General features: G+C 72.1%; 27 protein-coding genes and 1 pseudogene. 17 read left to right on the plus strand and 11 right to left on the minus strand.

All coding sequences use genetic code 11. From position 1 onward, the window contains the following. Positions 1–30: 30 nt before the first annotated feature. Both RCO28_RS22605 and RCO28_RS22610 read right to left on the minus strand, forming a co-directional pair. On the minus strand, positions 31–1,668 hold the full coding sequence (locus RCO28_RS22605) for a transposase (protein WP_308943026.1): 1,638 nt from the start codon (positions 1,666–1,668) through the stop codon (positions 31–33). Further along, on the minus strand, positions 1,661–2,239 hold the full coding sequence (locus RCO28_RS22610) for an IS607 family transposase (RefSeq protein WP_308943027.1): 579 nt from the start codon (positions 2,237–2,239) through the stop codon (positions 1,661–1,663). The genes RCO28_RS22605 and RCO28_RS22610 overlap by 8 nt, the downstream gene beginning before the upstream one ends. A 166-nt stretch (positions 2,240–2,405) precedes the next feature. Here RCO28_RS22610 and RCO28_RS22615 point away from each other — a divergent pair, with 166 nt between their 5' ends. From RCO28_RS22615 to RCO28_RS39385, 4 genes are all read left to right on the plus strand, one after another. Beyond that, positions 2,406–2,822 (plus strand): carboxymuconolactone decarboxylase family protein, encoded by a 417-nt coding sequence (locus RCO28_RS22615; RefSeq protein ID WP_308943028.1) that lies wholly within the window; start codon positions 2,406–2,408, stop codon positions 2,820–2,822. Continuing rightward, positions 2,737–3,675 carry a TetR/AcrR family transcriptional regulator gene (locus RCO28_RS22620; protein WP_308943029.1) on the plus strand — a complete coding sequence of 313 codons (939 nt, stop codon included), beginning with the start codon at positions 2,737–2,739 and terminating at the stop codon, positions 3,673–3,675. The genes RCO28_RS22615 and RCO28_RS22620 overlap by 86 nt, the downstream gene beginning before the upstream one ends. A 56-nt stretch (positions 3,676–3,731) precedes the next feature. Then, positions 3,732–4,355, plus strand: a complete 624-nt coding sequence (locus RCO28_RS22625; RefSeq protein WP_308943030.1) for a maleylpyruvate isomerase family mycothiol-dependent enzyme — start codon at positions 3,732–3,734, stop codon at positions 4,353–4,355. 213 nt (positions 4,356–4,568) lie between these two features. Then, positions 4,569–4,694, plus strand: coding sequence for a hypothetical protein (locus tag RCO28_RS39385; protein ID WP_374991221.1), 126 nt, complete (start codon positions 4,569–4,571; stop codon positions 4,692–4,694). A gap of 11 nt (positions 4,695–4,705) precedes the next feature. Here RCO28_RS39385 and RCO28_RS22635 read toward each other — a convergent pair whose 3' ends face one another. Together RCO28_RS22635 and RCO28_RS22640 are read right to left on the minus strand one after the other, a co-directional pair. Continuing rightward, entirely contained in the window at positions 4,706–5,614 is a 909-nt protein-coding gene (locus tag RCO28_RS22635; protein WP_308943031.1) for a hypothetical protein, read from the minus strand. 241 nt (positions 5,615–5,855) lie between these two features. Further along, positions 5,856–6,665 (minus strand): PepSY domain-containing protein, encoded by an 810-nt coding sequence (locus RCO28_RS22640; RefSeq protein WP_308943032.1) that lies wholly within the window; start codon positions 6,663–6,665, stop codon positions 5,856–5,858. Positions 6,666–6,816: 151 nt separating this feature from the next. Between RCO28_RS22640 and RCO28_RS22645 the strand changes: the two genes are divergently transcribed. Together RCO28_RS22645 and RCO28_RS22650 are read left to right on the plus strand one after the other, a co-directional pair. Beyond that, entirely contained in the window at positions 6,817–7,836 is a 1,020-nt protein-coding gene (locus RCO28_RS22645) for a hypothetical protein (protein WP_308943033.1), read from the plus strand. Positions 7,837–7,849: 13 nt separating this feature from the next. Next, a complete protein-coding gene (locus tag RCO28_RS22650; RefSeq protein WP_308943034.1) occupies positions 7,850–8,383 on the plus strand; it encodes a GNAT family N-acetyltransferase in 534 nt (177 codons plus the stop codon). Positions 8,384–8,429: 46 nt separating this feature from the next. Here the strand turns inward: RCO28_RS22650 and RCO28_RS22655 are convergent, their stop codons facing one another. After that, positions 8,430–8,933: a DinB family protein gene (locus RCO28_RS22655; protein WP_308943035.1), complete on the minus strand. Its 504-nt coding sequence runs from the start codon at positions 8,931–8,933 to the stop codon at positions 8,430–8,432. A gap of 95 nt (positions 8,934–9,028) precedes the next feature. Then, positions 9,029–9,838 (minus strand): isocitrate lyase/phosphoenolpyruvate mutase family protein, encoded by an 810-nt coding sequence (locus RCO28_RS22660; protein WP_374991222.1) that lies wholly within the window; start codon positions 9,836–9,838, stop codon positions 9,029–9,031. 65 nt (positions 9,839–9,903) lie between these two features. Here RCO28_RS22660 and RCO28_RS22665 point away from each other — a divergent pair, with 65 nt between their 5' ends. From RCO28_RS22665 to RCO28_RS22685, 5 genes are all read left to right on the plus strand, one after another. Continuing rightward, the gene (locus RCO28_RS22665; protein WP_308943036.1) at positions 9,904–10,593 is read left to right on the plus strand and encodes a winged helix-turn-helix domain-containing protein; all 690 of its coding nucleotides are present in this window, start codon (positions 9,904–9,906) and stop codon (positions 10,591–10,593) included. A 112-nt stretch (positions 10,594–10,705) separates the two neighbouring features. Further along, positions 10,706–11,539 (plus strand): NAD(P)H-binding protein, encoded by an 834-nt coding sequence (locus RCO28_RS22670; protein ID WP_308943037.1) that lies wholly within the window; start codon positions 10,706–10,708, stop codon positions 11,537–11,539. 451 nt (positions 11,540–11,990) lie between these two features. Further along, the gene (locus RCO28_RS22675) at positions 11,991–12,548 is read left to right on the plus strand and encodes a sigma-70 family RNA polymerase sigma factor (protein WP_308943038.1); all 558 of its coding nucleotides are present in this window, start codon (positions 11,991–11,993) and stop codon (positions 12,546–12,548) included. Positions 12,549–12,561: 13 nt separating this feature from the next. Further along, positions 12,562–12,933, plus strand: coding sequence for a hypothetical protein (locus RCO28_RS22680; protein WP_308943039.1), 372 nt, complete (start codon positions 12,562–12,564; stop codon positions 12,931–12,933). After that, positions 12,917–13,294: an SRPBCC family protein gene (locus RCO28_RS22685; protein ID WP_308943040.1), complete on the plus strand. Its 378-nt coding sequence runs from the start codon at positions 12,917–12,919 to the stop codon at positions 13,292–13,294. Before RCO28_RS22680 ends, RCO28_RS22685 begins: the two co-directional genes overlap by 17 nt. A 153-nt stretch (positions 13,295–13,447) precedes the next feature. Here the strand turns inward: RCO28_RS22685 and RCO28_RS22690 are convergent, their stop codons facing one another. Next, entirely contained in the window at positions 13,448–14,029 is a 582-nt protein-coding gene (locus RCO28_RS22690; RefSeq protein ID WP_308943193.1) for a TMEM165/GDT1 family protein, read from the minus strand. Between the two features lie 300 nt (positions 14,030–14,329). Then, positions 14,330–14,800 (minus strand): DUF2000 domain-containing protein, encoded by a 471-nt coding sequence (locus tag RCO28_RS22695; RefSeq protein WP_308943041.1) that lies wholly within the window; start codon positions 14,798–14,800, stop codon positions 14,330–14,332. A 49-nt stretch (positions 14,801–14,849) separates the two neighbouring features. Here RCO28_RS22695 and RCO28_RS22700 point away from each other — a divergent pair, with 49 nt between their 5' ends. Then, positions 14,850–15,710: an AraC family transcriptional regulator gene (locus RCO28_RS22700; RefSeq protein ID WP_308943042.1), complete on the plus strand. Its 861-nt coding sequence runs from the start codon at positions 14,850–14,852 to the stop codon at positions 15,708–15,710. On the opposite strand, the gene RCO28_RS22705 is transcribed toward RCO28_RS22700, so the two are convergent. Continuing rightward, positions 15,658–16,227: a GNAT family N-acetyltransferase gene (locus RCO28_RS22705; protein WP_308943043.1), complete on the minus strand. Its 570-nt coding sequence runs from the start codon at positions 16,225–16,227 to the stop codon at positions 15,658–15,660. The two genes, RCO28_RS22700 and RCO28_RS22705, sit on opposite strands and share 53 nt — an antisense overlap. 133 nt (positions 16,228–16,360) lie before the next feature. Here RCO28_RS22705 and RCO28_RS22710 point away from each other — a divergent pair. Both RCO28_RS22710 and RCO28_RS22720 read left to right on the plus strand, forming a co-directional pair. Next, positions 16,361–16,546 (plus strand): annotated as a pseudogene (locus RCO28_RS22710) (trehalase-like domain-containing protein); the annotation flags it as partial. A gap of 433 nt (positions 16,547–16,979) precedes the next feature. Continuing rightward, positions 16,980–17,555 (plus strand): GNAT family N-acetyltransferase, encoded by a 576-nt coding sequence (locus RCO28_RS22720; protein WP_308943044.1) that lies wholly within the window; start codon positions 16,980–16,982, stop codon positions 17,553–17,555. A 29-nt stretch (positions 17,556–17,584) separates the two neighbouring features. Here RCO28_RS22720 and RCO28_RS22725 read toward each other — a convergent pair whose 3' ends face one another. Beyond that, positions 17,585–18,883: an MFS transporter gene (locus RCO28_RS22725; protein ID WP_308943045.1), complete on the minus strand. Its 1,299-nt coding sequence runs from the start codon at positions 18,881–18,883 to the stop codon at positions 17,585–17,587. A gap of 105 nt (positions 18,884–18,988) precedes the next feature. On the opposite strand from RCO28_RS22725, the gene RCO28_RS22730 reads away from it, so the two are divergent. From RCO28_RS22730 to pstS, 3 genes are all read left to right on the plus strand, one after another. Further along, positions 18,989–19,348, plus strand: a complete 360-nt coding sequence (locus tag RCO28_RS22730) for a metalloregulator ArsR/SmtB family transcription factor (RefSeq protein ID WP_282533650.1) — start codon at positions 18,989–18,991, stop codon at positions 19,346–19,348. Positions 19,349–19,409: 61 nt separating this feature from the next. Further along, positions 19,410–19,739: a hypothetical protein gene (locus RCO28_RS22735; protein WP_308943046.1), complete on the plus strand. Its 330-nt coding sequence runs from the start codon at positions 19,410–19,412 to the stop codon at positions 19,737–19,739. Between the two features lie 215 nt (positions 19,740–19,954). Continuing rightward, a complete protein-coding gene (gene pstS / locus RCO28_RS22740; RefSeq protein WP_308943047.1) occupies positions 19,955–21,037 on the plus strand; it encodes a phosphate ABC transporter substrate-binding protein PstS in 1,083 nt (360 codons plus the stop codon). A 77-nt stretch (positions 21,038–21,114) separates the two neighbouring features. Here the strand turns inward: pstS and RCO28_RS22745 are convergent, their stop codons facing one another. Next, positions 21,115–21,552 (minus strand): SRPBCC family protein, encoded by a 438-nt coding sequence (locus tag RCO28_RS22745; protein ID WP_308943048.1) that lies wholly within the window; start codon positions 21,550–21,552, stop codon positions 21,115–21,117. Position 21,553 lies beyond the last annotated feature (1 nt).

Raw genomic sequence — 21,553 nt, forward strand, 5'->3', positions numbered from 1 at the left:
CGTTCCCCTTGCGCCTGTTGCGTACCGTTCCTAGTCAGTGAGCAGGAGTGAGTCTTGGACCCATTCCTGGTCGCTGCGGACATCCCGAACGGTTTTGGATGTCCTGGTCTCCCGTGTTCGCTCCGCGTTCGGCGACACGGATCGTGTCCGTGGTCCGGGAGTGCGGGGGCGGGTTTCCTCGCGCCCTCGGATGCCGCGATCGGCCTGGACGTTCCGATGCTCGCGGCGATCACTCTGGTCGTCGTGGGGCGGTGTTGTCCGTCGCCGAATCGGGTGGCCGAGGGCGCGCCTGCCCATGGCCACCGAAGCGGCGTCATGGCGAGTCATGTTGCGAGTCTTGCTGGTCAGGGGCTTGCGCCAGTGCTCATCGCCCCACATGGAGGTGTAGGCCGGATCGACGGCGACGATCGCGATGCCGTGCTCGGCGGCCATCGAGACGATTCGGGCCTTGAGCTTGCCGGTCGGCATGCCGGAGATGAGCTGCCGGAACCGCTTCTTGCGGCCGTGCTTCTCCCTCGTCTTCTCGGCGGCGAAGTCCAGGTTCTCGATGCCGATCGCCTTTGCCCCGGCCTGGTTCGTCCAGTGCAGCAACTGGGTCAGGGCGTGCCGGACTTGGGCGTCTCGGTGGTCGGCCGACCCGGACAGGTCGTAGTAGAAGCGGCGTGGGTCGCTGATCGGGTTGCCGTGCTGGTCAAGGCGGTAGGCGGCGAAGTGGTCAGCGTTGGTGTCGACGCCGACCATGCCCTCAGCCCGGGCGGCGGCCAGCGGGATGGTCTGCACTACGGGCCTGGTCCACGACGCGGTGAGGTACCAGCGTCCCCGGGCCACGTCGAGGTGGATGCGGTAGGCGACGGCCCGATGAGCGTCGATCCGGTCGCGCCACTCATCTCCCCGGTGCTTGAAGGCGACCTTAGAGGCGAGGACGTACCGGCCGTGCTGGGCGTTCGCCCGGTGGGCGAGCGGGGCGGGCAGCTTGATGCTGACCTCGCCCTGGGGCGTGACGCGGATCGTCTCGTTACCGAACCTCTTCCCCGATTCGCCGTCAGCAGCGAGGAACCAGCGCGCGGCCTCCCACCGCTGGCGCCACTGCTGCTCGGTGAGCTGAGCGGCGGCGAGGTTGTGGCGGTTCTTGAGCAGTCGCCGACCGCCGCGCACCACGCGTACGCGGCCGGAAGTCCAGTCGTCGCGGGCCACCTCCAGGCGGTGTTCCAGCGTCGCGAGGCGGCGGGACTTGTGGAACCACTCGCCCTTGCTGCGGTATCCGCCCGGCGCCCGCTTGCTGCCTTTCTCCCCGATCGGCAAGGAGAGCCGGTGCCGCAGCGTGCGGATACCGGCTTCGAGGTTCTGGATGTGCGCCATGAGACAGCGCCTGGCCAAGCCGTATTGATCGTGGGTGGCTTTCGTGATCGCACCCGCGATACGCGACGAGGACTGCTCGGTCAGCTCCCGCTTACGGGCGGCCCAGGCGTCGTGGTCGTGGTCGTGCCCGGCCTGGCAGCGGGCCTTGAGGTCCAGACAGGCCAGGCGGCCCTGGTGTTCGCCGACCAGGCGCAACACCTTCTCGTCTTCGGGGGTGAGGCGCCCCAGGCGGTCGCGTATCGCCACACCGGACGGGCCGAGGGCTACAAACGGGGTATCGATGGTGCGGAGCTGCTTCTTGTCAGCCACCGGCCGCCGCCGCTTCAAGGGCCTTCTTGGCGCGGTTCTTCGCCGAGCGGCGCCCGTACAGGCGGGCGCAGAACGAGGTCAGTACCTCCATCATGTCGCGTACCAGGTCGTCCTCGACGTCGCCGTCATCCAGCACCACCAGGCGCCGACCGGACGCGGACAGGGCGGCTTCGACCAGCTCAACGTTCACGCGGCCGAGACGGTCCTTGTGCTCCACCACCACGGTGGTCACCGCCGGGTCGCCCAGCAGTCGGCGGGCCTTGGTGCGGCAGCCGTTCATGCCCGAGGCGATCTCGGACTCGATCCGCACGACCCGGTGCCCGGCCTTTGCAGCCCAGTCGGCCAACCGCGCTGTCTGACGGGCAAGGTCGTCCTTCTGGTCATGCGAGGAGACACGGGCGTACAGGCCCACGCCTTCGACCGCTGCCGTCGAGGAGTTCGCCTCGACGTTCACCAGGATCGTGCGCGGCCCCACTCGCTCAGCCGGCACCGGCAACGTGCCCTCACGGAACCAGCGATAGGCGGTGTGCGGGTGCACACCATTCGCGATCGCCCACTCCTTGAGGTTCATACACCGATCGTAACACCCACTCAGAGGCTTTAATGCGTACTAGAGTTGACTCAACCTTGAGAAGTTCCTGACCCCTACCGAATGCGCTGCTCAGTTTAAGTAAGTTTCGATCAGGCGGAGTTCGCGCGTCCTCGATGGAGATGAATCCAGCACGGGAACCGACGCGATGACGGGCTCACGACCGGGCCCGGCCGCCCGGATTCGGCCCGGTGGGCGACGTGAAGTGGGCCTGCGGATCTGGGTGTTCAGCCAGATCGCCGGGCGGGTCGCGGGGACCCGGGCGCCCGCGCTGTTCCTCACGCTCGGCAGGAACCGGCCGCTGTTCCGCGGCTGGCTGCGCTTCGCCGCCCGCCTCATGCCGCGCGGCACCCTGCCCCGCCGCGACACGGAGCTGATCATCCTGCGCGTGGCCCATCTGTGCGGCTGCGCCTACGAGTTCACGCATCACGAACGCCTCGGCCGGCGGGTTCGGCGTCGGGCGGAACGACGTACGACGGGTGACCGAAGGCCCGGACGCGAGCGGCTGGTCCGCGCGGGAGCGGGCGCTCCTTGCCGCCGTCGACCTGCTGCACGCGGACCGTGACCTGGACGACGAAGCGTGGGCCCGGCTCCGTACCCACCTCGACGAACCGGCCGCCGTGGAGTTCCTGCTCCTCGTCGGGCACTACGAGATGCTCGCCACCGCCCTCATTACACTGCGCCTTGAGCCGGACCCGGAGCGCGGAGGCGGAGGCAGACGTGGCGCACGCATCGACCGATCCCCCGCCGTCCCGCCCGCGCCCCGCCCTCTACCGAGCGGCCAGCACCACCTGGCTCGTGAGCAGGTGGTGGCCTCGCAGCGGGTGCGGATGCTGATGGCGATGGCCGAGGCGATGCAGGAGAAGGGGTACGTCGGCACACCGGTCGCGGAGATCATCCGCAGGGCCGGGGTGTCGCGGGAGACGTTCTACCAGCAGTTCCGCTCGAAGCAGGACTGTTTCATCCAGTCCCTGGACGCGGCGGCGGAGCTGTTGGTGCAGCTGATGGAGAGGCGGCGGGACGACACCCCCGATGCCGATGCCGATGCCGATTCCGCCAGTGCCAGTGCCAGTGCCAGTGCTGACGCCGACGCCGAACCGGTCGAAGCCTTCCGCACCCTCCTGCACATCTACCTCCGCACCCTCGCCAAACACCCCGCCCTGGCCCGGCTGTTCCTGGTGGAGATCTACGCGGTCGGCCCCGAGGCCATCGAGCGGCGCAACGCGATCCAGGGCCGCTTCCGCGACGCCATCGCCGACATCTTCGGCGCCCACTCGACGGAGCAGCGCTTCGCCTGCGAGGCCCTGGTCGCCGCCATCGCCCAGCTCGTGGACGTCCGCCTGGTCGCCGACGACCTCGACGGACTGCGCGCCCTGGAAGACCCGCTGGTCACCCTGGCGGCACGCATGCTCGCCTGAACGCCCTGACCGATGCGACCGATGCTACGAGCAAGCCGACGGGACACGTACCGCACATGACCGACCTCTGGCACCTGATCCACACCGAGCGCGCCGCACTCGCCGACGACCTCACCGGCCTGAGCGAAGAGCGGTGGGCGACGCCTTCGCTGTGCACCGGCCTCACGGTCCGCGAGGTGCTCGCCCACCTCACGGCCGCGGCCCGGCTGGGCGCGGTGCGCTGGCTGGCGGGCGTGATCCGCTGCCGGTTCGACTTCGACCGGCAAGTGGCCATGCGCCTCGCCGAACAGCTCGGGGCCGACCCGGCCGAGACGTTGGCCCGCTTCCGCGCGTCCGTGCCGAGCAGAACCAAGCCTCCGCTGCCGCTGCGGGCGATGCTGGGCGAGACGGTGGTCCACGGCGAGGACATCCGCCGTCCCCTGGGCATCCGGCGCACGTACCCGGTCGACGTGCTCACGCGTCTCGCCACGTACTACGCGTCCACGGACCAGGTCGTCCTCGCCAAGGGCCGGATCGGCGCCCTGCGCCTCGAGGCGAGCGACGGCCCGTTCACGGCCGGGGCGGGCGCGCTCGTGACCGGCCCGACCCTGGCCCTGATCATGGCGATGACGGGCCGTGGCGCGTACTGCGACGAACTGCGGGGCGAGGGCGCGGAGTTGCTGCGGGAGCGGTGCGCATGAGCCGGGCGTACGGGCGGCACACCGGCACGCCACTCACACCCGACTGAACCTTGCGCCCCGGGCCCACCGCGGCCGAGCTGAGCTGGAGCGCGCGCAGGCCCAGCTCGAACGCGAGCGGCTCGACCGATCGCGACCGTGGCCGCGCGCCGACGAACTCTGCCGCTTCGCCACGCTCTTCGGCGACCCCAGCTCGTCCGCAGCGCGCTCGGCAACATGCTGAGCAATACCGCCGACGAGCTCCGGGCGGTCGTGGGCCGGTTCCTGCACCGCGACAACCGCGCGGTCATCAGGTACGAGCCGTATGAGCCGTATGAGCCGTATGAGCCCAACGCGGAGTAGCGGCAGGCTGCTCAGCCGAGGTCGACGGGCGCCTGGTCCGGCTGCTGATCGGGAACCGGGACAGGCGGCGTCGTGTGGTCGTCAGGGACCGGGACAGGCGGTGTCGTGTCCTCGTCCGGGACCGGGGCGGGCGTGGGGTCCTCGTCCGGGACCGGGGTGGGCGGATTCGTGTCCTCGTCCGGGATCGGGGCGGGCGTGGGGTCCTCGTCCGGGACCGGGGCGGGCGGATTCGTGTCCTCATCCGGGACCGGGTCCGGGTCCGGGGCGGGAGTCGGGTCCGTGCGTACGGAACTGATGACGCCCGTATCGGTCAACTCCACGCGGATGCCGTTGTTCTCGGCCGAGTCGGTGAAGCCGTCGGCGTCCAGAAGACCGATCTGGAGGTCACCGCCGATCTCGGCCTGCCAGTGGTGTGCGGAGAGCTTGTAGATCTTCGCGGGGCTGCCGTCCACCAGAGTGTCGATGCGGACCAGCTCACGCTTGTTCACCGGCTTCGGCTTCGGCGTGGGCGTGGGCTTGGGCTTGGGCTTCGGCGCGGGCTTCGCGCGGTCGACCCAGGAGCTGACCATTCCGCCCGAAGTGAGCTTGACGTGCAGCCCGTTGAGGTTCGCCGACGCCGCCCTGCCCTTCGCCGTCAGCGTGCCGAACTTCTTGCCGTGGAACAGGACATCGGCCTGGTAGGAGCCCTTGCCGAGCTTGTACACCTTCGCGGTGTGGCCCTTCGAGGCGAGCTTCACGGTCTTCACGTAGACGCGCTTCTTCTTGCCGTGAGCCGCGTGGCCGTGCGCGGTGTTCTCGACGGAGACCGGCGCGGGCTGAGCGGTCGCGGCGACCGCTCCGGAGGCGGCGCCCAGGGATATGGCGGCGGCCGCGGTGGTGGCGATGATGCTGACGCGCAGGGCGCGGGGAGTCGTACGCATGGCGAAGAGGGCCCTTCCGGGTCTCGGTTCCAGAGAGTGCGCCGCCGTTCGTGGCGACATCCATGAAGGTACGCAGCCCATGTCAAAGCCATGCGTAAGGAATGTAACGGGACATAAGCGTGCACATTGCGAACTCGGCAGTAAAGGAGAGGAAGGTGAGGAAGGAGAGAAGAGAACGGCACGACGGGGCCCCGGCGCCGATGTCGACGCCGGGACCCGGGGCTGCGCGCGGTCCGTGGACTCAGTCGCGGTCCACTTCCTCCTTCAGCACCTTCTTGTTGGTCGCGTCGATGTCGTACGAGGTCTTGTTCCAGCTCTTCGGGTCGATCACGTCGACGGACCAGATGGTCGCGCCCTGGTCGGTGTCGTCGAGTTCGACGGAGCTGACCGTGCCCTTCGTCCTGCCGGTGGCGACGGCGGCCGCGTCCTCCGGCGTGATCTTGGCCTTGCCGAGGAGGTCGGCGAGCTGCCGCTTGTCGTCGGCGCCCTCATCGGTGTCGGCCCGCGGCTGGTCGGCCTTGCCGGAGACGGCGTCGACGCGCACCGTGGACACGCTGCCGTCCGCCTTGGCGACCTCCGCGTCCCACCACGGGGCGCCATTGGGGCCGCCCTGGAGCTCGATCGCCACCGGCTTGGAGTCCGGCACGGCGTCCACGGCGGTCGTGAGCGCCTTGTCGTAGGTCACCTTGACCTTGGGCACGAGGGCCTTCCGCTCGGCCTGGTCGTCAGTGAGGGTGCTGCCGGGGCTCGGCGACGCCGTGCCGGTCGGCGAAGCGGTCTCGCTCGGCGAGGCGGTACCGGTCGGTGAGGCGGTACCGGTCGGCGAAGCGGTCTCGCTCGGCGACGCCGTGCCGGTCGGTGACTCGGTCTGGGCAGCGGCCGCCGCGGCAGCTGCGGCCTTGGACGTCTTCTCGCCTCCCGCGCCGCTGTCGCTGCCGCAGCCGGTCAGCAGGCCGCCCGCCGCGGCGACCGCACAGAGAAGGCCGACAGTGCGCAGCCTGTGCGGCGCACGCATGCGTTCAGTAAGGGTGTAGCTACTTTCAGTTGCCATGGGGTCAAGGTAGCCAGCGGTACGGAAGCTCGCATTCCGGATTCCGCCTCGGGACGGCCCTGGTCCCGCACCCCGGAAACCCCGCGTGACCTGCGACGGAAACCCGCTACCATGCGGCGGGCTCGGCAGGATCGGACGACGGGGGAACGCCGTGAGCGCGTACGGAGGAAGTGGCCACGGCACGTGGCCGGGAGGATCGCAGGGGCCGTACCAGGGCCCTCAACAGCCCGGCCCCCACCCCGGACAGCACCCCAGCCCCCACCCCGGACCGCACCCCGCACCCCATCCCGTACCGCAGCAGGCGCCTCCGCCCGGTTGGGGTCAGCAGCCCGGCTGGGGTCCTCCGCCCGGCCCGGGTCAGCAGCCGCCGTACCCGTACGGCCGTCCGCCCCTGCCCGGGCCGCACCTGCCCTCGCCCCCGCCCACGCGCGGGCAGCGCTTCTGGCGCTGTGTCCGCAATCCGCTGTACGCCGCGCAGCGGGTGTTCCGCCCCTCGCGCGCCGACCGCGTCGAGGACCGCACCGTCGGCCGTCTGCAGCTCTGGCGCACGGCTCTCGGGCTCGGCATCTGGCTGTGGATGTCGATCGGTTACGGCATGCTCGACGGCGCCGCGGAGGCCGAGAAGACCCTCACCGACCGCGGCAACCAGAGCTGGCACAGCGCGCTGGTGCTGATCTGCACGTTCTGCGTGGTGTTCGGCGCGTTCGTGGCTGCGGCGCGCGGGCGGCTGCGGCGACTGTATCTACGGCGCGCACTGCGGTCGGCGGGGGCGATCGTGGCCCTGGTGGCGTCCATGGCGACGTTTCCGCTGGCCATCGCGCCGGACGCGGAGGGCTTCCGCGACCTGGTCGGCCTGCCCGGCAAGATCGTCATCGGTCTCGCCTGCCTGTGGTCGCTCGGCTTCGCGCTGTACGGGGTCGGCCTGTCGCTGGTGCATGTGTTCCGCACGGCCGACATCCACGAGTTCATGCCGCCCGTGCTCGCCACGCTGCTCGTCTGGGAGATGGCCCTGCTCGACCTCGTGAACGGCGCGTACGCCGACGTCCCCGGCCCGGTCCGCACCCTGTTCATCCTCGGCGCGCCCCTGACCGTGACCACCCTGTCCTGCTGGGAGGCCTACCGCCTCCGCCACCACCACGGCCTGAGCCTGCGCGCCGCGCTGCGCCCCTGAAAGAGGAGCCCTGATGTCCACCGGCCTCCGCCTGGAGCAGATCACCGAGTCCAACCTCGACGCGGCGCTCAGCATTCAAGTGCGCCCGGATCAGACGCACTTGGTCGCCCCGGTCGTGAAGTCCCTCGCCGAGGCGTACGTACACCCCGAGATCGCGTGGCCGCGGCTCATCGTCGACGGGGGCAGGCCCGTCGGCTTCCTGATGGCGTTCTTCGACGCCGACTTCGCGGCGGGCGGGTCCTCCGGTGACGGTGACCACGCAGCAGCGGACCTCCCTCGCCCCGAGTTGCGCCCCGGTCTGCGCCCCGATCTGCGCTCCGGACTGTGGCGGCTGAACATCTCGGCGGCCGAACAGGGCCGTGGATACGGCAGTTTCGCGGTCCGGTGCGTCTCCGACGAGATCCGCAGGCGCGGCGGCGACCGGCTGACCGTGACCTGGCATCCCGGCGAGGACGGTCCCGAGAAGTTCTACCTGAAGCTGGGTTTCCGGCGGACCGGCGAGTTCAGCGGGGGGCAGGTGGTGGGCGAGCGCGCGCTGTCGGCGTAGCGCAGGGCCTCGCGGCCTCGCCCCCCACGGGCGCGGCGCGGGCGGGTCAGTCGCCGGTGGTGCCGTCCGTCAGCTCGCGCAGGATGTCGAGGTGGCCGTTGTGCCGTGAGGTCTCCTCGATGAGGTGCATCAGGATCCAGCCGAGGGTCACGTGCGTGCCGCCCCGTACCGGGTTCTTCGCGAGGTCCCGCAGGTCGTGCGCGGCGACCAGCTCACGGAAGCGGGCGCTCTGCTCCTCGTACTCCTCGACGAGCCGCGCGAGGGGGAGTTCGGCGCCGATGCGCATCTCCCGGTCGGGGTCGTCGTCGGTCCAGGGACCGCGGTTCTCCGCGCCGAGGAAGACCACGTCCAGCCACCAGTGCTCCACCCACCGCAGATGGCTGAGCACCCCTCCGGGCGTCATCAACGGCGATCCGGGCAGCGGCGCGTTCCCGGACTCCTCGTCGGAGAGTCCGGCGCACTTCGCGACGGCGGTGGCGCGGGCGTAGTCGAGGAAGGTGCTCAGCATGGTGCGCTCGTCCCAGGCGGACGGCATATCGGTACGTGACATGCCCGGATGATGGCATGGACGCCTGGGATGCGAACCTCAATTACGGTCGGGGGAAAGGGACTTGGATGCGATGCCTCGGGCCGTCGTCCTCCCACTCACCCCCGGCCCAGCTCCTGGACCTCGCCGTACGACATGACCCGGGTGTCGACCGGCGGGCCGCCGTCCCGTACCGCTCGCGCCGTGTCCAGGGCCGCCGTGAGGGCGGTGCGGTAGAGCAGCGAGCCGAGGCTGACGCGGCGGACGCCGAGTGCGGCGAGTTCGGGGAGCGTGGGGCCGGTGGGGGTGGCGAGGACGTTCAGCGGGGTGCGCAGGACGGCCGTCAGGGCGGCGATGGCGCCGGGGGCGGAGAGGCCGGGCGCGAACACCCCGTCGGCGCCCGCCTGTTCGTAGCGGGCGAGGCGGGACGCGGTGGCGGCGTGGTCGCGGTTCAGCCAGTGGGTGTCGGTGCGGGCGTTCACGAACAGGTCCGGTACGGCCTGCTTGACCGCCGCGATCTTCGCCGCGTGCAGCCCGGCCGGGGCGAGCGTGCCGTCGGGGCGGCCGTCCTCCAGGTTGATGCCGACGGCACCCGCGTCCGCCAACTTCCGTGCATAGGCGGCCACTTGAGCGGGATCGTCGCTGAATCCGCCCTCCGCGTCGACGCTGAGGAGCACGCCTCCTGGGCTTTCGCCGATTCTGCGGGCGAGCGCCAGCGTCGCTTCGGCGGTCGCCGCCGCGCCGTCCGGCACACCGAGGCCCGCGGCCACCCCCAGGCTGGTGGTGCCGACGGCCTCGAACCCGGCCGCCGCGAGCCCCGCCGCCGAGGCGTGGTCCCAGGCGTTCGGCAGCAGCAGCGGCTCGTTCCCGTGGTGCAGCCGGGCGAAACGGTCCCGGGCCGTAGCGGTCTCATCCCTCTCGTACGTCATGGTCCTGACGCTAGGTCCGCAACAGTTCGGCGGGGGCCGAACCGTCGTTGCGGGACCATGGCGGTATGTCGTCCCTCGCCGATACCGCCCGGCTCCTCGCCGACCCCACCCGGGCCGCCTTCTGCCAGGCCCTGCTCGACGACCGCGCCTGGACCGCGGGCGAGCTCGCGCGCCACGCCGGCGTGCGGCCGTCCACGGCGAGCGAGCAGCTCTCGCGGCTCGTCAAGGGCGGGCTGCTCGCCGAGGAGCGCCAGGGCCGCCACCGGTACGTGCGGCTCGCGAGCCCCGAGGCCGCCGCGCTGATCGAGGCCCTCGCCTCGTACGCCCCGGACACCCCGCGTCCGCGCAACCTGCGCCAGTCGGTGCGCCTCAGCGCCGAGGCCAGGGCCCGGACCTGCTACGACCACCTCGCCGGGCAGTTGGGCGTGGCTCTGGCCGACGCGGTGATCGCCCGGAACCTGGTCGCCGACGACGCCGGACTCGCCGTCACACCCGAGGGCCGCGCCTGGCTGGCCGAGGCTCTGCACTACGAGCACCCCCAGGGCAGCCGCCGCCCCCTGGTCCGCAGCTGCCTCGACTGGACGGAGCGCCGCCCCCACCTGGCGGGCGCACTGGGCGCCGCGTTGTGCGCGGCCGCGCTCGATCGGTCCTGGGTACGGCGGGTGGGCTCGGGCCGGGCGGTACGGGTCACTCAGGCGGGGCGCGAGGCGTTCGCGGAGCTGCTCGGGGTCGTGGTCGAGCCGGTCGCTCCTTGACCTCAAGTGCCCTTCAGTTCGCTGCTTGACCTCAAGTGCCCTTCAGTTTCTAGCGTTGCGTCGAGTCGACCACCGGACGCCGTCGATCGCCTGACAAAGAAGGGACCCACACATGCTGCTCGTGACAGGAGCCACCGGGAACATCGGCCGGGCGCTGCTCGGGGAGATGCACGCACGAGAGCTCGGGCCGGTGCGCGGGCTCACGCGGGACGCCGCGCGGGCCGCGTTTCCCGCCGGAGTGGAAGCCGTCGAGGGGGACCTGGCGGATCCGGAGTCGTTGAAGCGCGCGCTGAACGGGGTGCGTTCACTGTTCCTCCCGTCCGGACTCGGGCCGGACGCCGAGATCCTCGCGGCGGCGCGCCTGGCCGGTGTGGAGCACGTGGTGCTCGTCTCGTCCATCACCGCCCTGACCCATCCGCACCTGGGTCCGGCCCGTGAGAACCTGCGGGTCGAGCGGCTGGTCAAGGGCAGCGGCCTGGCCTGGACGATCCTGCGGCCGACCCAGTTCGCCTCGAACTCCCTGATGTGGGCGGAGGCGGTCCGCGCCGGTGAGACGGTCCGCGCGCCGTACGCGGACACCGGGCTGCCGACGATCCACCCCGCGGACATCGCGTCCGTGGCGCGCGTGGCGCTGACCGAGCCCGGCCACCGGGGCCGGACGTACGCCCTGACCGGGCCGGAGCCGGTGACCGCCCGCCGGCAGGTCGAGGCCGTCGCGGCGGCCGTCGGACGGGAGGTGCCGTTCGCCGAGATCAGCCGGCAGGAGGCGTACGCGCAGATGGTGGCGGTCTTCGGGGACGAGGCGGCGGACGCGGTGCTCGACGTCACGGGCGGCGACGTGAACGGCGAACTCCTCGCGGTGCGCGACACGGTGGCCCGGATCACCGGGGCCCCCGCCAGGCCGTTCCGGCAGTGGGCGGCGGAGAACGCGGGGCTGTTCCGATGAACCCGAAGCTCTGCCGCTGAACCCGAAGCACTTCCGCTGAAGCCCGGGGTTCAACGCATTCAACGGATCACCGCCCCGACCGACGCTCCGTCCGCGATCTTCCGGGGCACCATCCGAGTGACCCATTCGAAGCGGTCCGCCGAGATCCCCCCGGCCACCGCGACGACCCCGGCGCCTGACCGTCTCCCCTCCCCGGGCGGCGCCGGGGTCTCCCCCTCGTACGCCAACTCCGCCCTCCCGCACGCCAGTTGACCCGCGAGGAGACCGGCCCTGAATGCTCCCACCCGGCGCGCACTCCTGCGCCTGGCGCTCGCCGCCGCCACCGCCCGAGCCGTGATGACCGTATGCGGACCCGCCGCGCGGCCCCGCACCCAACCCTCCTGCCTCGCCGACGCGTTGACCACTCCCCGCACACGGCCCTACGCGGAATAGCCCCCGCTCCCGTGCGCGGATGTCACGCTTTTCCCGCCCCACGTGTCCTCATGCCGACCGCCGACCGCCGAGTGCCGCACCCCGAAGACCGCACCCGCAGGAGAGCTATCTGCGCTGGAGCGCCGTCGACCAGGACGCTGTCGACCACCCGCGCCCCTACCTCGTACGCACCCTCACCCGGCAGGCCCTCAATCACCTGCGTGCGGTGAAGGCGCGGCGCGAGGAGTACGTGGGGGCGTGGCTGCCGGAGCCGATCCGTACGGCGCCGGAGGTGAGCGAGGACGTGATCCTCGCCGAGTCCGTGTCGATGGCGATGGCGATGGCGATGGCGATGGCGATGATGCTGGTCCTGGAGACGCTCGGGCCGACCGAGCGCGTGGTGTTCGTGCTGCACGACGTGTTCGGCTACACGCACGGCGAGATCGGCGAGTCGATCGGCAAGGCCGAGCCCACCGTGCGGCAGATCGCGCACCGCGCGCGCCGCCACGTACAGGCGCGGCGGCGGCGCTTCGAGCCCGACACGGCGACCGGCGGGCAGGTCGTCGAGCGGTTCCTGCGGGCCGGCGGCGACCGGTGAAGTGCAGGCGCTGATGGACCTGTTGGCGCCCGACGTGGTGGCGATCGCCGACGGCGGGGGCAGGGTGGTCGCGGCCCGCCGCCCCGTCCTCGGCCGTGCGGAGGTCGCCCGTTTCGTCCTCGGCGTGCACCGTACGAGCGTGGCGCCGGGAGCGGTCGATATCCGGCCCGCGCTCTACAACGGCATGCCCGCGGCGTGCTTCGGCACCGTGGACGGGGTCGACTGGCTGGTCGCGTTCCAGATCCACGCCGGCCGGGTCACCGGCCTGTACGCCATGCGCAACCCGGACAAGCTGCGGCGCGCGCACCCGCTCGCCCCTGGTCCTCCGCTGCCGCCTGACCCGGCACGGCGAGTCCGCCCCGTACGGTGTGGGCGCGGTGCGTGACCATCTGTGGCTGATCGGCCGGTTCCGGGAGCGCATCACGCGGTACGAGGCGCCGTACGTCACGGAGTACGTGGTGGAGCGGAGCCTGCCGCCGTCCCGGCACGAGTTGGGGCGGATGACGTGCACGGAGGCCGAGGGCGGCACACTCGTGCGCTGGAGGACACGTGCCGAGATTCCCGTGCCGCTGGTCGGCGGACTGCTCACACGGCGCCTCGCCCGGCCGGTGATCACCCGGACGTTCGGCGCGATCCTCGCCGCGGCGGACGCGGCGCTCCGCACCGACCCCCACGGCCTCTCCGCGGCCCCTGCCGTCTCCGACCGGAACCCGTGCCCGACTCCGGCCTCCGACCGGAACCCGTAATCCGACTCCGGCTGCGCGAGCCCGGCCGACCGCGACGACCGCGACGACCGCGACGACCGCGACGACCGCGACGACCGCGACGACCGATCGTCGCGGGCCCCCGGACCGCGGAGGTCCAGGGGCCCGTACGTACAACGTGGGCGGCGTGGGCGCTCAGCCGGTGAACGCCTCCACCAGGGTCCAGATGGCGAGGCCCGCCATGCAGACCGCGCCGATGCGCTGCACGGTCTTCAGCGGGACGCGCTGGGCGATGAACTTGCCGACGAGCAGGGCCAGGGCCGAGACGGACATCAGCGCGGCGGCGGAGCCGATGGCCGTGGGGAGCCAGCCGTTGGTGGCGGCGAGGTTGGCGGTGGTGATCTGGGTCAGGTCGCCCCACTCGCTGATGAAGACCGCCATGAAGGCCGTGGTGTAGACGGGCCAGAAGCCGGTGACGGTGCGGGCCGCGCCGTCCTCGTCCTCGTCGTCGCCGGTGCGCAGCAGTACGAACGCGCCGAAGGCGAACAGGGCCGCCGAGACGAGTTTGACCACCATGGTCGGCAGCAGGCCGAGGAGGCTTCCGGCGCCCACGGCGATGGCGACGTGCACGACGAACGCGGTGGACGTGCCGAACCACACGTACAGGGGCCGCATGCGGGTGCCCATGGCGAGTGACGCGAACATGGTCTTGTCGGGGAGTTCGGCGAGGAAGATCAGCCCGAAGGCGGTGAGGATCGCCAGGGGGTCGAGAGTCATCTCTGGCACGGGTGCTTTCTGCTGGGGCCGGGCCGAAGGACTCGTACGACACCCGGGCGGGCGACGGGGAGAACCCTTTCGGCCCGGCACGACGGATCCGCCCGCACGGTGGTGCGGGCAGGGTCATGCCTGGCCGAAGGTCTCGTCCGCCCCCGCACTCGGTGCGGGCGGCCCGGTGGCCGGGGCGTCCTCGGACGTCCAGTGTGTCGACCAGCGGTTCTCGGGACTACTCCCCTTCGCGAACACCCATGCTACACAGCCGCTGCGGGAGTCCTCCTGGGGCCCCGGCGTCCGTGCAGGTCAGGGGTGCATTCGGGCGCCCTTGAGGACTTTGTCGACCGCGTTCTTCGGCCCGTACACGGCGATCCCCACCAGGTCGAGGTCCTCCTTCGGCACGGCCCGGACGGCGGCGCGGTTGTCCCGGTCGTTGCCGGTGGCGAAGAGGTCGGACGTGAAGACGGACCGGGGCAGCGAGCGGGACAGGGCGCGGCCGTGCGCGGCGGTCAGCGTCTCCTTCCCGCCCTCGAAGACCAGGACGGGCTGGCGGAACATCGGCAGGTACGGGGTGCCGTCGGCGTCGGCGTAGGGCTCGCCGATCACCTCGGGCGCCTCGGTGCCGAGCCCGCTGACGAGGAAGGCGGTCACGTTGAGCCGCTGCCAGGACTCCAGGTCGTCGCGAAGCAGCACGGCGATCTTGGAGTCGAAGCGGACGGGGGCGGTGTCGGCGGAAGCGGGCTCGGGGGCGATTGCGGGAGTGTGCTCGGTCGTCATGGTCCAATCCTGCCGACCTGGCCCTTCGGGCATCTTGTACGTTCTTTGCATGGAGGCCGGTTCGAGCGGGGACGCGGCGGCGCCGGGGCAGCGGGTGGCGGCGTGGCGCCCGCGGGTGCCCGGGGTCGTGGAGGTCTTCCACGCGCGGTTCCTGGAGCACGCGTACCCGATGCATGTGCACGACGTGTGGACCCTGCTGATCGTCGACGACGGCGCGGTCCGCTACGACCTGGACCGGCGCGAGCACGGCACCCCGCACGACCGCGTGACGCTGCTGCCCCCGCACGTTCCGCACAACGGCTCGCCCGCGACCGTGCACGGCTTCCGCAAACGCGTCCTCTACCTGGATCTGCCCGCCCTGGACGACAGCCTGATCGGTGCCGCGGTCGACGGGCCCGATCTGGCCGATCCGCTGCTGCGGCGGCGGGTGGGGCAGGTGCACACGGCGCTCGCGTACCGGGGTGACGAGCTGGAGGCGGAGAGCCGGCTCGCCCTGATCGGGGAGCGGCTACGCGCGCACCTGCGTCCCCGGCTCGCCGACCGGCCGCCGCAGGGCGACCCCGGAGTCGCCGCTGAGCTGCGCGAACTCCTCGACGCGCGGGTGCCCAAGGGGCTGAGCCTGGACGAGGCCGCGGGTCTGCTGCATGCCCATCCGGCGCATCTGGTGCGGGCGTTCACCGCGGCGTACGGCATCGCCCCGCACCAGTACCTGACGTCCCGCAGACTCGACCGGGCCAGGCGGCTGCTGCTCGACGGCCTGCGCCCGGCGGAGGTGGCGGCCGAGGCGGGGTTCTACGACCAGTCGCATCTGAACCGGCACTTCAAGCGCCTCACGGGCACGACCCCGGGCAGCTACGTCAGGAGCGCCCCCGCGACCGCTCTCCGTCCCGGAGCCACTCCTCCCGCCTGAGCCGGTGGACGACGCTGCGCCGCCAGGGGCCTTCGGGGACGGTCGGGTCGTCGAAGTCCTCCGCCGGGTCGTGCGTCATGCCGAGGCGACGCATCACGGCCTGCGAGCGGACGTTGCCGACGGTGGTCACGGCGAGGATCTCCGGCAGGTCGAGCCCGTCGAAGCCGAACTCCACGACGGCGCGGGCCGCTTCGGTCGCGTACCCGTGCCCCCAGGCCGGCCGGGCGAGCCGCCAGCCGGCCTCGATGCCGCCGAACGGCATCCCGTCCTCGACCGGGTCGAGCCCCGCGAACCCCACGAACGTGCCCGTCTCCACCACTTCGACCGCCCACCAGCCCCAGCCGCGCTCGTCGAGGTCGGCCTGGAAGTGTGCCGCCGAGGCGGCGCTGCGCTCGGGCGTCTGGACGTCCGGGAAGTGCTCGCGTACCACCGGGTCGGCGTTCAGAGCGGCCCACGGCGCGAGGTCGGACTCCCGCCAACTGCGCAGCAGGAGACGGTCGGTGCGGATGTCTGGCATGGGGTGGACGGTAGCCGGGGGCGGTCGGGGAAGCGAGCGGATTCGGGGGTGTACGGGGCCGTGGGCGGGGGCATCCGGGGGCGGCCTCCGTACGCTGGAAGGGCGGCGAAGCGCATCACGGCGTATCCCGATCATGAGCAAGCACATCGAGGACTACGCCCTTATCGGCGACCTGGAAACGGCCGCGATGCTCGGCAGGGAGGGATCCGTCGACTGGCTGTGTCTGCCGCGCTTCGACTCCCCCGCCTGTTGCGCGGCGCTGCTCGGCGCCCGCGAGCACGGCTTCTGGCGCATCGCGCCGGTCGGGCGCCAGCCGAGCCTCTGCCCGGCCTGGGTGATGACGGGGCGGCGCCGGACCGGGTCGTCGACGGGCAGCGGCCGGTAGACGATGCCGGAGGGGGAACCGGTGAGCGTGAGGGCCGCCATGCCGAACCCCAGAGCGGACCAGCCCAGGCGCCGCGCCGCCGACTATGGCCGCTCCGCGAGGGCCGCCATGCCGAACCCCAGAGCGGACCAGCCCAGGCGCCGCGCCGCCGACCGTGGTCGCTACGGCCGGCTCAGCCGGGACCGGGTCTCGCCTCGGCGCTGGAGGTGGTCGACCGCGACGGCCTCTCCGGCCTGAGCCTGCGCAAGCCCGGCGCGGGGCGGCCCCGGGGAACTGGCCGAAGGGCTCGACGCCTTGCTCTCCCGGTTCCGCTGAGCCCCGCCCCGCTCCCCCGGCGGACGCGCCCGAACCGTGGCATCGTGGCGCCATGACCACCCTGACCGTCCGCCCTGCCTCCGTCTTCGCGGACGTAGGCGCCCTGGTCGGGCCCAAGTCGCCGCAGTCCACCGTGTGTTGGTGCCTCAGCTACCGCATCCCGTCGAAGCTCAACAACGAGCTGCGCGGCCCCGCTCGCGGTGAGTACGTGGCCGAGCTGTGCCGCGCCGAGACCGCGCCCGGGGTGCTCGCGTACGACGGGGACGAGCCGGTCGGCTGGGCGGCGGTGGCACCGCGCGCGGACACGGCGTTCGCGCACAGCCGCAAGATCCCGCACGTCGACGATCTGCCGGTGTGGTCGCTGTGGTGCATCCGCGTCCGCCCCGGCCACCGCAAGCAGGGCATCTCGCACGCCCTGATCGCCGGCGCCGTCGACTTCGCCCGCGCCCACGGCGCCCCGGCGATCGAGGCGTACCCCCTGGACAACGGCGACGCGAAGGTCGACCTGACGATGGCCTACCCGGGCCTCCGCAAGAACTTCGAACGCGCGGGCTTCACCCATGCCGCGGACACGACGTCCGTACTCGCGGGACACCCTCGGGTGATCATGCGGCTCGATCTCCGGTGAGGCCGGGGGCCTGGCATGTCCCCCGCTCCTCAAGCGCCGGAGAGGTGATGACTGTGCCCGGAGCCGGTCGACTCGGACAAGTGCGGGTGGTGGGGCGGTAGTTCGGGGTGGCGGTGGGTGAGTCGGGTGGCGTCCCGGGTCGGCCAGAGCAAGGTGGCCGTGAGCGCGCCCGCGAGGGCCAGCGCGCCGAGCGTCCACGCGGCGGCCGCCGGGCCCGCGGCCGCCGCGAGCCCGCCCGCCAAGGGATACGTGAGCAGCCAGCACGCGTGGCTCAGCGAGAACTGCGCCGCGAACGCCGCCGGCAGGTCGGCGGGTGCGGCCGAGCGGCGCAGCAGCCGCCCCGTCGGGGTCAGCAGCGCCGAACTGGCCGCACCGAACGCGCACCAGGCGCCGAGCAGCGCGGGCCAGGACGGCCCCGCGAGCGTGGCGAGCCCGTACGCGGTGAAGACGGCCGGCAGGGCGAACGCGGCGGGCAGCATCACCGTACGGTCGCCGACCCGGTCCAGGAGGCGCGGCAGCAGCAGGGCGGCAAGCATCGACCCGGCCCCGTACGCGGCGAGCGCCATCGACACCGCGCCGGCGGAGCGGCCCAGGTCGTGGCGGACCAGGACCACCGTGTTGACGATGACCATGGCACCGGCGGCCGCCACCGCCAGGTCGAGGGCGAGCAGCGCCCGCAGTCGGGGCGTGGCCCAGAACAGCCGGATGCCGAACGCGGCCCGTCCGGCGGCCCCGCGCGCACCGCTGCCCCGCGCGGAAGGCTTGGGCAGGACGCAGGAGACGACCAGGGCGCCGGAGGCGAGAAAGCCCGAAGTGGTGCCCGCGAACAGCCAGTTGTACGAGACGAGCGACAGCAGGCCCGCCGCCAGGGCTGGGCTGAACAGGCTCTCCAGGTCGTACGCGAGCCGGGACATCGACAGCGCGCGCGTGTAGTCCCGCTCGTCCGGCAGGACGGTGGGCAGCACGGCCTGGAAGGTCGGCGTGAACGCGGCGGAGGCGGCCTGGAGCAGCAGGATCAGGACGTAGACCTGCCAGACCTGCGTGACGAACGGCAGCGCGAGGGCGACCGCGGCGCGGGTCAGGTCGGCGGCGACGAGCAGGGTGCGCCGGGGCAGGCGGTGTGCGACCGCGTCGACCAGCGGCGCGACCGTCACGTACGCCACCATCTTGATCGCGAGGGCGGTGCCGAGGACCGCCGAGGCATCCTGCCCCGCGATGTCGTACGCGAGCAGCCCGAGCGCCACCGTGGCGAGTCCCGTGCCCACGAGCGCCACGACCTGCGCGGCGAAGAGGCGGCGGTAGGTGCGGTGGCGCAGCAGTTCCAGCACGGGAGTCCTCCAGTCCTGCGGGCGACGCGACACCCTCCACCCTAGCCATATGTGCGCAACTGCGCACGTATGCATATGACAGCGGGAGAGGTCTACGATGAACCCATGCCGGGACGCGAACAGACCCCACTTGCAAGCCGTGCGCACGAACGCGCGCCGGGGCCCGAACAGTTGCGGACCGCCTCGTCGGTCTTCGCGCTCCTCGCCGACCCGACCCGGCTGCATCTGCTGTGGCTCCTGGCGCAGGGCGAGCGGGACGTCACCGAGCTGACCACCGCCAGCGGCGCCGCCCGCACCGCCGTCAGCCAGCACCTCGCCAAGCTCCGCCTCGCGGGACTCGTCCACGCCCGCAAGGAGGGCAGGCGCGCGGTCTACGCCCTCACCGACGGCCACCTGCGCCGCCTGGTCGTCGAGGCCCTGAGCCACGCGGACCACCAGGTCACCGGGGAGCCCTGGCACGCCTGACCGCCGCCCTCCCGCGCCGTTCCCGGGCGGGCCCCAACTCCCCCGCGTACGTTGGCTGTCCATGAGCACCCACCTCGAGGCCGCGGCGGAGGCGGGGGTCGCCGGTCAGGTGGAGCTGCGCGAGGCCGATGGGGGCGCGGTGCTGCGGGAGTTACCGGACGGCTGCCTGGACGCGCTGTTCCTGGACTCGGAGCGGACCGAGTACGCGGGCTGGTGGCCGCACCCCCGGCGGGTGCTGCGCCCCGGCGGACTGCTGATCGTCGACAACGTCCTCTCGCACCCGGACGAGGTGGCGGAGTTCCTCGCGCTCGTCGAGGCCGACGCAGAGTTCACCTCGACGACGGCCGCGGTCGGCAAGGGCCTGCATCTCGCCGTACGCGCGACCGCGTGAACAAAAGCTCCGAACAGTGGGCTCGGTGGGCTCGGTGGGCGGCACCCGTCATTGAGGTCTACGTAACCCTGCGTTTGCCTGGATGCCGCCCTGCCGCTCCCCTGGTCCGCGATCATCCGTGATCGTTCGCAGGATCTGAGAGGAACAAGAGGACACAGGTGCAGCGCCGTCGCAGGGTACGCAGCAGCTCCAAGGCCGTTTCGAGCACGAGTGCCGTGGTGGTGGGCGGTCTGCTCCTCGCGGGCTGCGGGCTCACCGGTTCGTCCGAGGACACCGGGCAACGGCCGGCGGCGAAACCCGCCTCGGTGGTCGAGCTGGACTGCGCGGAGCGCGGGCAGGTCGCGGGCGCGGGGTCCAGCGCGCAGCAGAACGCGATGACGTACTGGATGAAGGAGTACCAACGGGCCTGCCCGGGCGTGGAGATCGCCTACAACCCGCTGGGCTCCGGGGCCGGCGTCGCGCAGTTCCTGCGCGGGGCCACCGCCTTCGGCGGCTCGGACAGCGCCCTCAGCGAGAAGGAGGTGCGGGTCTCCGAGCACACCTGCGTGGACGGGCGGGCCGTCAACCTGCCGATGGCCGGCGGGCCCGTCGCGATCGGCTTCAACCTGCCGGGCGTGGACGAGCTGGTGCTCGACGCCCCGACGCTCGCGGAGCTCTTCGACGGGCGCATCACCAGCTGGGACGACCCGCGGGTCAAGGCGCTCAACCCGGATGTCGACCTGCCCGCCACGCCGGTCCACCCGGTGCACCGCTCGGACGACTCGGGCACCACGCAGAACTTCCAGTCGTATCTGTCCGAGGCCGCCGGGGACTCCTGGCCGTACCCGGCGAAGAAGAACTGGCTGGGGCACGGCGGCAGTTCGGCCTCCGGGTCGAAGGGCGTGGCCACGGCAGTCACGTCGACCACCGGCGCGATCGGCTACCTCGATCTGTCCGTGGCCGTCCAGCGGCACGTCGACACGGTCAGCGTCGACACCGGCGCCTCGCGTCCCGTGGGCCCGACCCCCGAGAGCGCGTCGAAGGGCATCGCCGAGGCGCGGACCGTCGGCCGGGGCAAGGACCTGTCCCTGGAGTTCGACTACGGTACGTCGGCCGAAGGCGCGTACCCGATCGTCCTCGTCACGTACGAGATCGTCTGCGACCGGGGCAACATGCCCGACTCCCTGCCCGCCCTCAAGTCCTTCCTCACGTACACGGCGAGCACGGAGGGCCAGCAGGTGCTGCCGCGTCTGCACTACGCGCCGCTGCCGAAGGAGCTGGCGTCCGAGGTGCGGGACGTCATCCGGACGCTCGACTAGGACGTCTCTCCGGGCCCAGCTCCGGACCCAGCCGGGCCCAGCTTCGGACCCAGCTCCGGGACCCAGGGGCGCTCTTCCTAGGCGGGCAGGGTGAAGCGTTCTTTGAGGGCGTTCAGGCCGGCTGCGTAGAGGGTGTCGCCGAAGTGCTTCTCGATCTCGGGGACGAGTGCGTCGGTGGCCTCGTAGGTCGCGGCCCAGCGGATCTCGGCGCCCGTGTCGTTCGGGTGCACGGAGAGCGTGGAGACGTAGTCGGAGACGGGGACGGCGGATTCCTGGATGGCGTAGCGGAACATCCGGCGCGAGTCGTCCTTCTCCAGGAGCCGTTCCCGGATGACCACTTGGCCGTTGACGGCGAACGCCTGTATCGCCCCGGGCGTCTCGGGATCGGCGCCGTCCTCGATCACCGACGGCGGCAGCAGGGGGTGCCAGTCGGCGAGGCCGCCGAACCTGCCGATGACCTGCCAGACGTCATCGGGGTCGGCGGTGACGACGACGGTGCGGGTGAGCGTGTGCATG

The organism is Streptomyces sp. LHD-70 (assembly GCF_031157275.1).
Classification (GTDB): domain Bacteria; phylum Actinomycetota; class Actinomycetes; order Streptomycetales; family Streptomycetaceae; genus Streptomyces.

What these genes read in the sequence shown, in the direction of transcription:
- RCO28_RS22700 (WP_308943042.1), top strand. Translation starts at nt 14,850, where the DNA reads ATGGAGGCCGGTTCGAGCGGGGACGCGGCGGCGCCGGGGCAGCGGGTG.
- RCO28_RS22625 (WP_308943030.1), top strand. Translation starts at nt 3,732, where the DNA reads ATGACCGACCTCTGGCACCTGATCCACACCGAGCGCGCCGCACTCGCC.
- RCO28_RS22615 (WP_308943028.1), top strand. Translation starts at nt 2,406, where the DNA reads ATGACGGGCTCACGACCGGGCCCGGCCGCCCGGATTCGGCCCGGTGGG.
- RCO28_RS22660 (WP_374991222.1), bottom strand. Translation starts at nt 9,838, where the DNA reads ATGACGTACGAGAGGGATGAGACCGCTACGGCCCGGGACCGTTTCGCC.
- RCO28_RS22680 (WP_308943039.1), top strand. Translation starts at nt 12,562, where the DNA reads ATGGACCTGTTGGCGCCCGACGTGGTGGCGATCGCCGACGGCGGGGGC.
- RCO28_RS22675 (WP_308943038.1), top strand. Translation starts at nt 11,991, where the DNA reads ATGTCACGCTTTTCCCGCCCCACGTGTCCTCATGCCGACCGCCGACCG.
- RCO28_RS22690 (WP_308943193.1), bottom strand. Translation starts at nt 14,029, where the DNA reads ATGACTCTCGACCCCCTGGCGATCCTCACCGCCTTCGGGCTGATCTTC.
- RCO28_RS39385 (WP_374991221.1), top strand. Translation starts at nt 4,569, where the DNA reads ATGCTGAGCAATACCGCCGACGAGCTCCGGGCGGTCGTGGGCCGGTTC.
- RCO28_RS22670 (WP_308943037.1), top strand. Translation starts at nt 10,706, where the DNA reads ATGCTGCTCGTGACAGGAGCCACCGGGAACATCGGCCGGGCGCTGCTC.
- RCO28_RS22610 (WP_308943027.1), bottom strand. Translation starts at nt 2,239, where the DNA reads ATGAACCTCAAGGAGTGGGCGATCGCGAATGGTGTGCACCCGCACACC.
- RCO28_RS22705 (WP_308943043.1), bottom strand. Translation starts at nt 16,227, where the DNA reads ATGCCAGACATCCGCACCGACCGTCTCCTGCTGCGCAGTTGGCGGGAG.
- RCO28_RS22720 (WP_308943044.1), top strand. Translation starts at nt 16,980, where the DNA reads ATGACCACCCTGACCGTCCGCCCTGCCTCCGTCTTCGCGGACGTAGGC.
- RCO28_RS22655 (WP_308943035.1), bottom strand. Translation starts at nt 8,933, where the DNA reads ATGTCACGTACCGATATGCCGTCCGCCTGGGACGAGCGCACCATGCTG.
- RCO28_RS22745 (WP_308943048.1), bottom strand. Translation starts at nt 21,552, where the DNA reads ATGCACACGCTCACCCGCACCGTCGTCGTCACCGCCGACCCCGATGAC.
- RCO28_RS22665 (WP_308943036.1), top strand. Translation starts at nt 9,904, where the DNA reads ATGTCGTCCCTCGCCGATACCGCCCGGCTCCTCGCCGACCCCACCCGG.
- RCO28_RS22695 (WP_308943041.1), bottom strand. Translation starts at nt 14,800, where the DNA reads ATGACGACCGAGCACACTCCCGCAATCGCCCCCGAGCCCGCTTCCGCC.
- RCO28_RS22640 (WP_308943032.1), bottom strand. Translation starts at nt 6,665, where the DNA reads ATGGCAACTGAAAGTAGCTACACCCTTACTGAACGCATGCGTGCGCCG.
- RCO28_RS22635 (WP_308943031.1), bottom strand. Translation starts at nt 5,614, where the DNA reads ATGCGTACGACTCCCCGCGCCCTGCGCGTCAGCATCATCGCCACCACC.
- RCO28_RS22650 (WP_308943034.1), top strand. Translation starts at nt 7,850, where the DNA reads ATGTCCACCGGCCTCCGCCTGGAGCAGATCACCGAGTCCAACCTCGAC.
- RCO28_RS22730 (WP_282533650.1), top strand. Translation starts at nt 18,989, where the DNA reads ATGCCGGGACGCGAACAGACCCCACTTGCAAGCCGTGCGCACGAACGC.
- RCO28_RS22735 (WP_308943046.1), top strand. Translation starts at nt 19,410, where the DNA reads ATGAGCACCCACCTCGAGGCCGCGGCGGAGGCGGGGGTCGCCGGTCAG.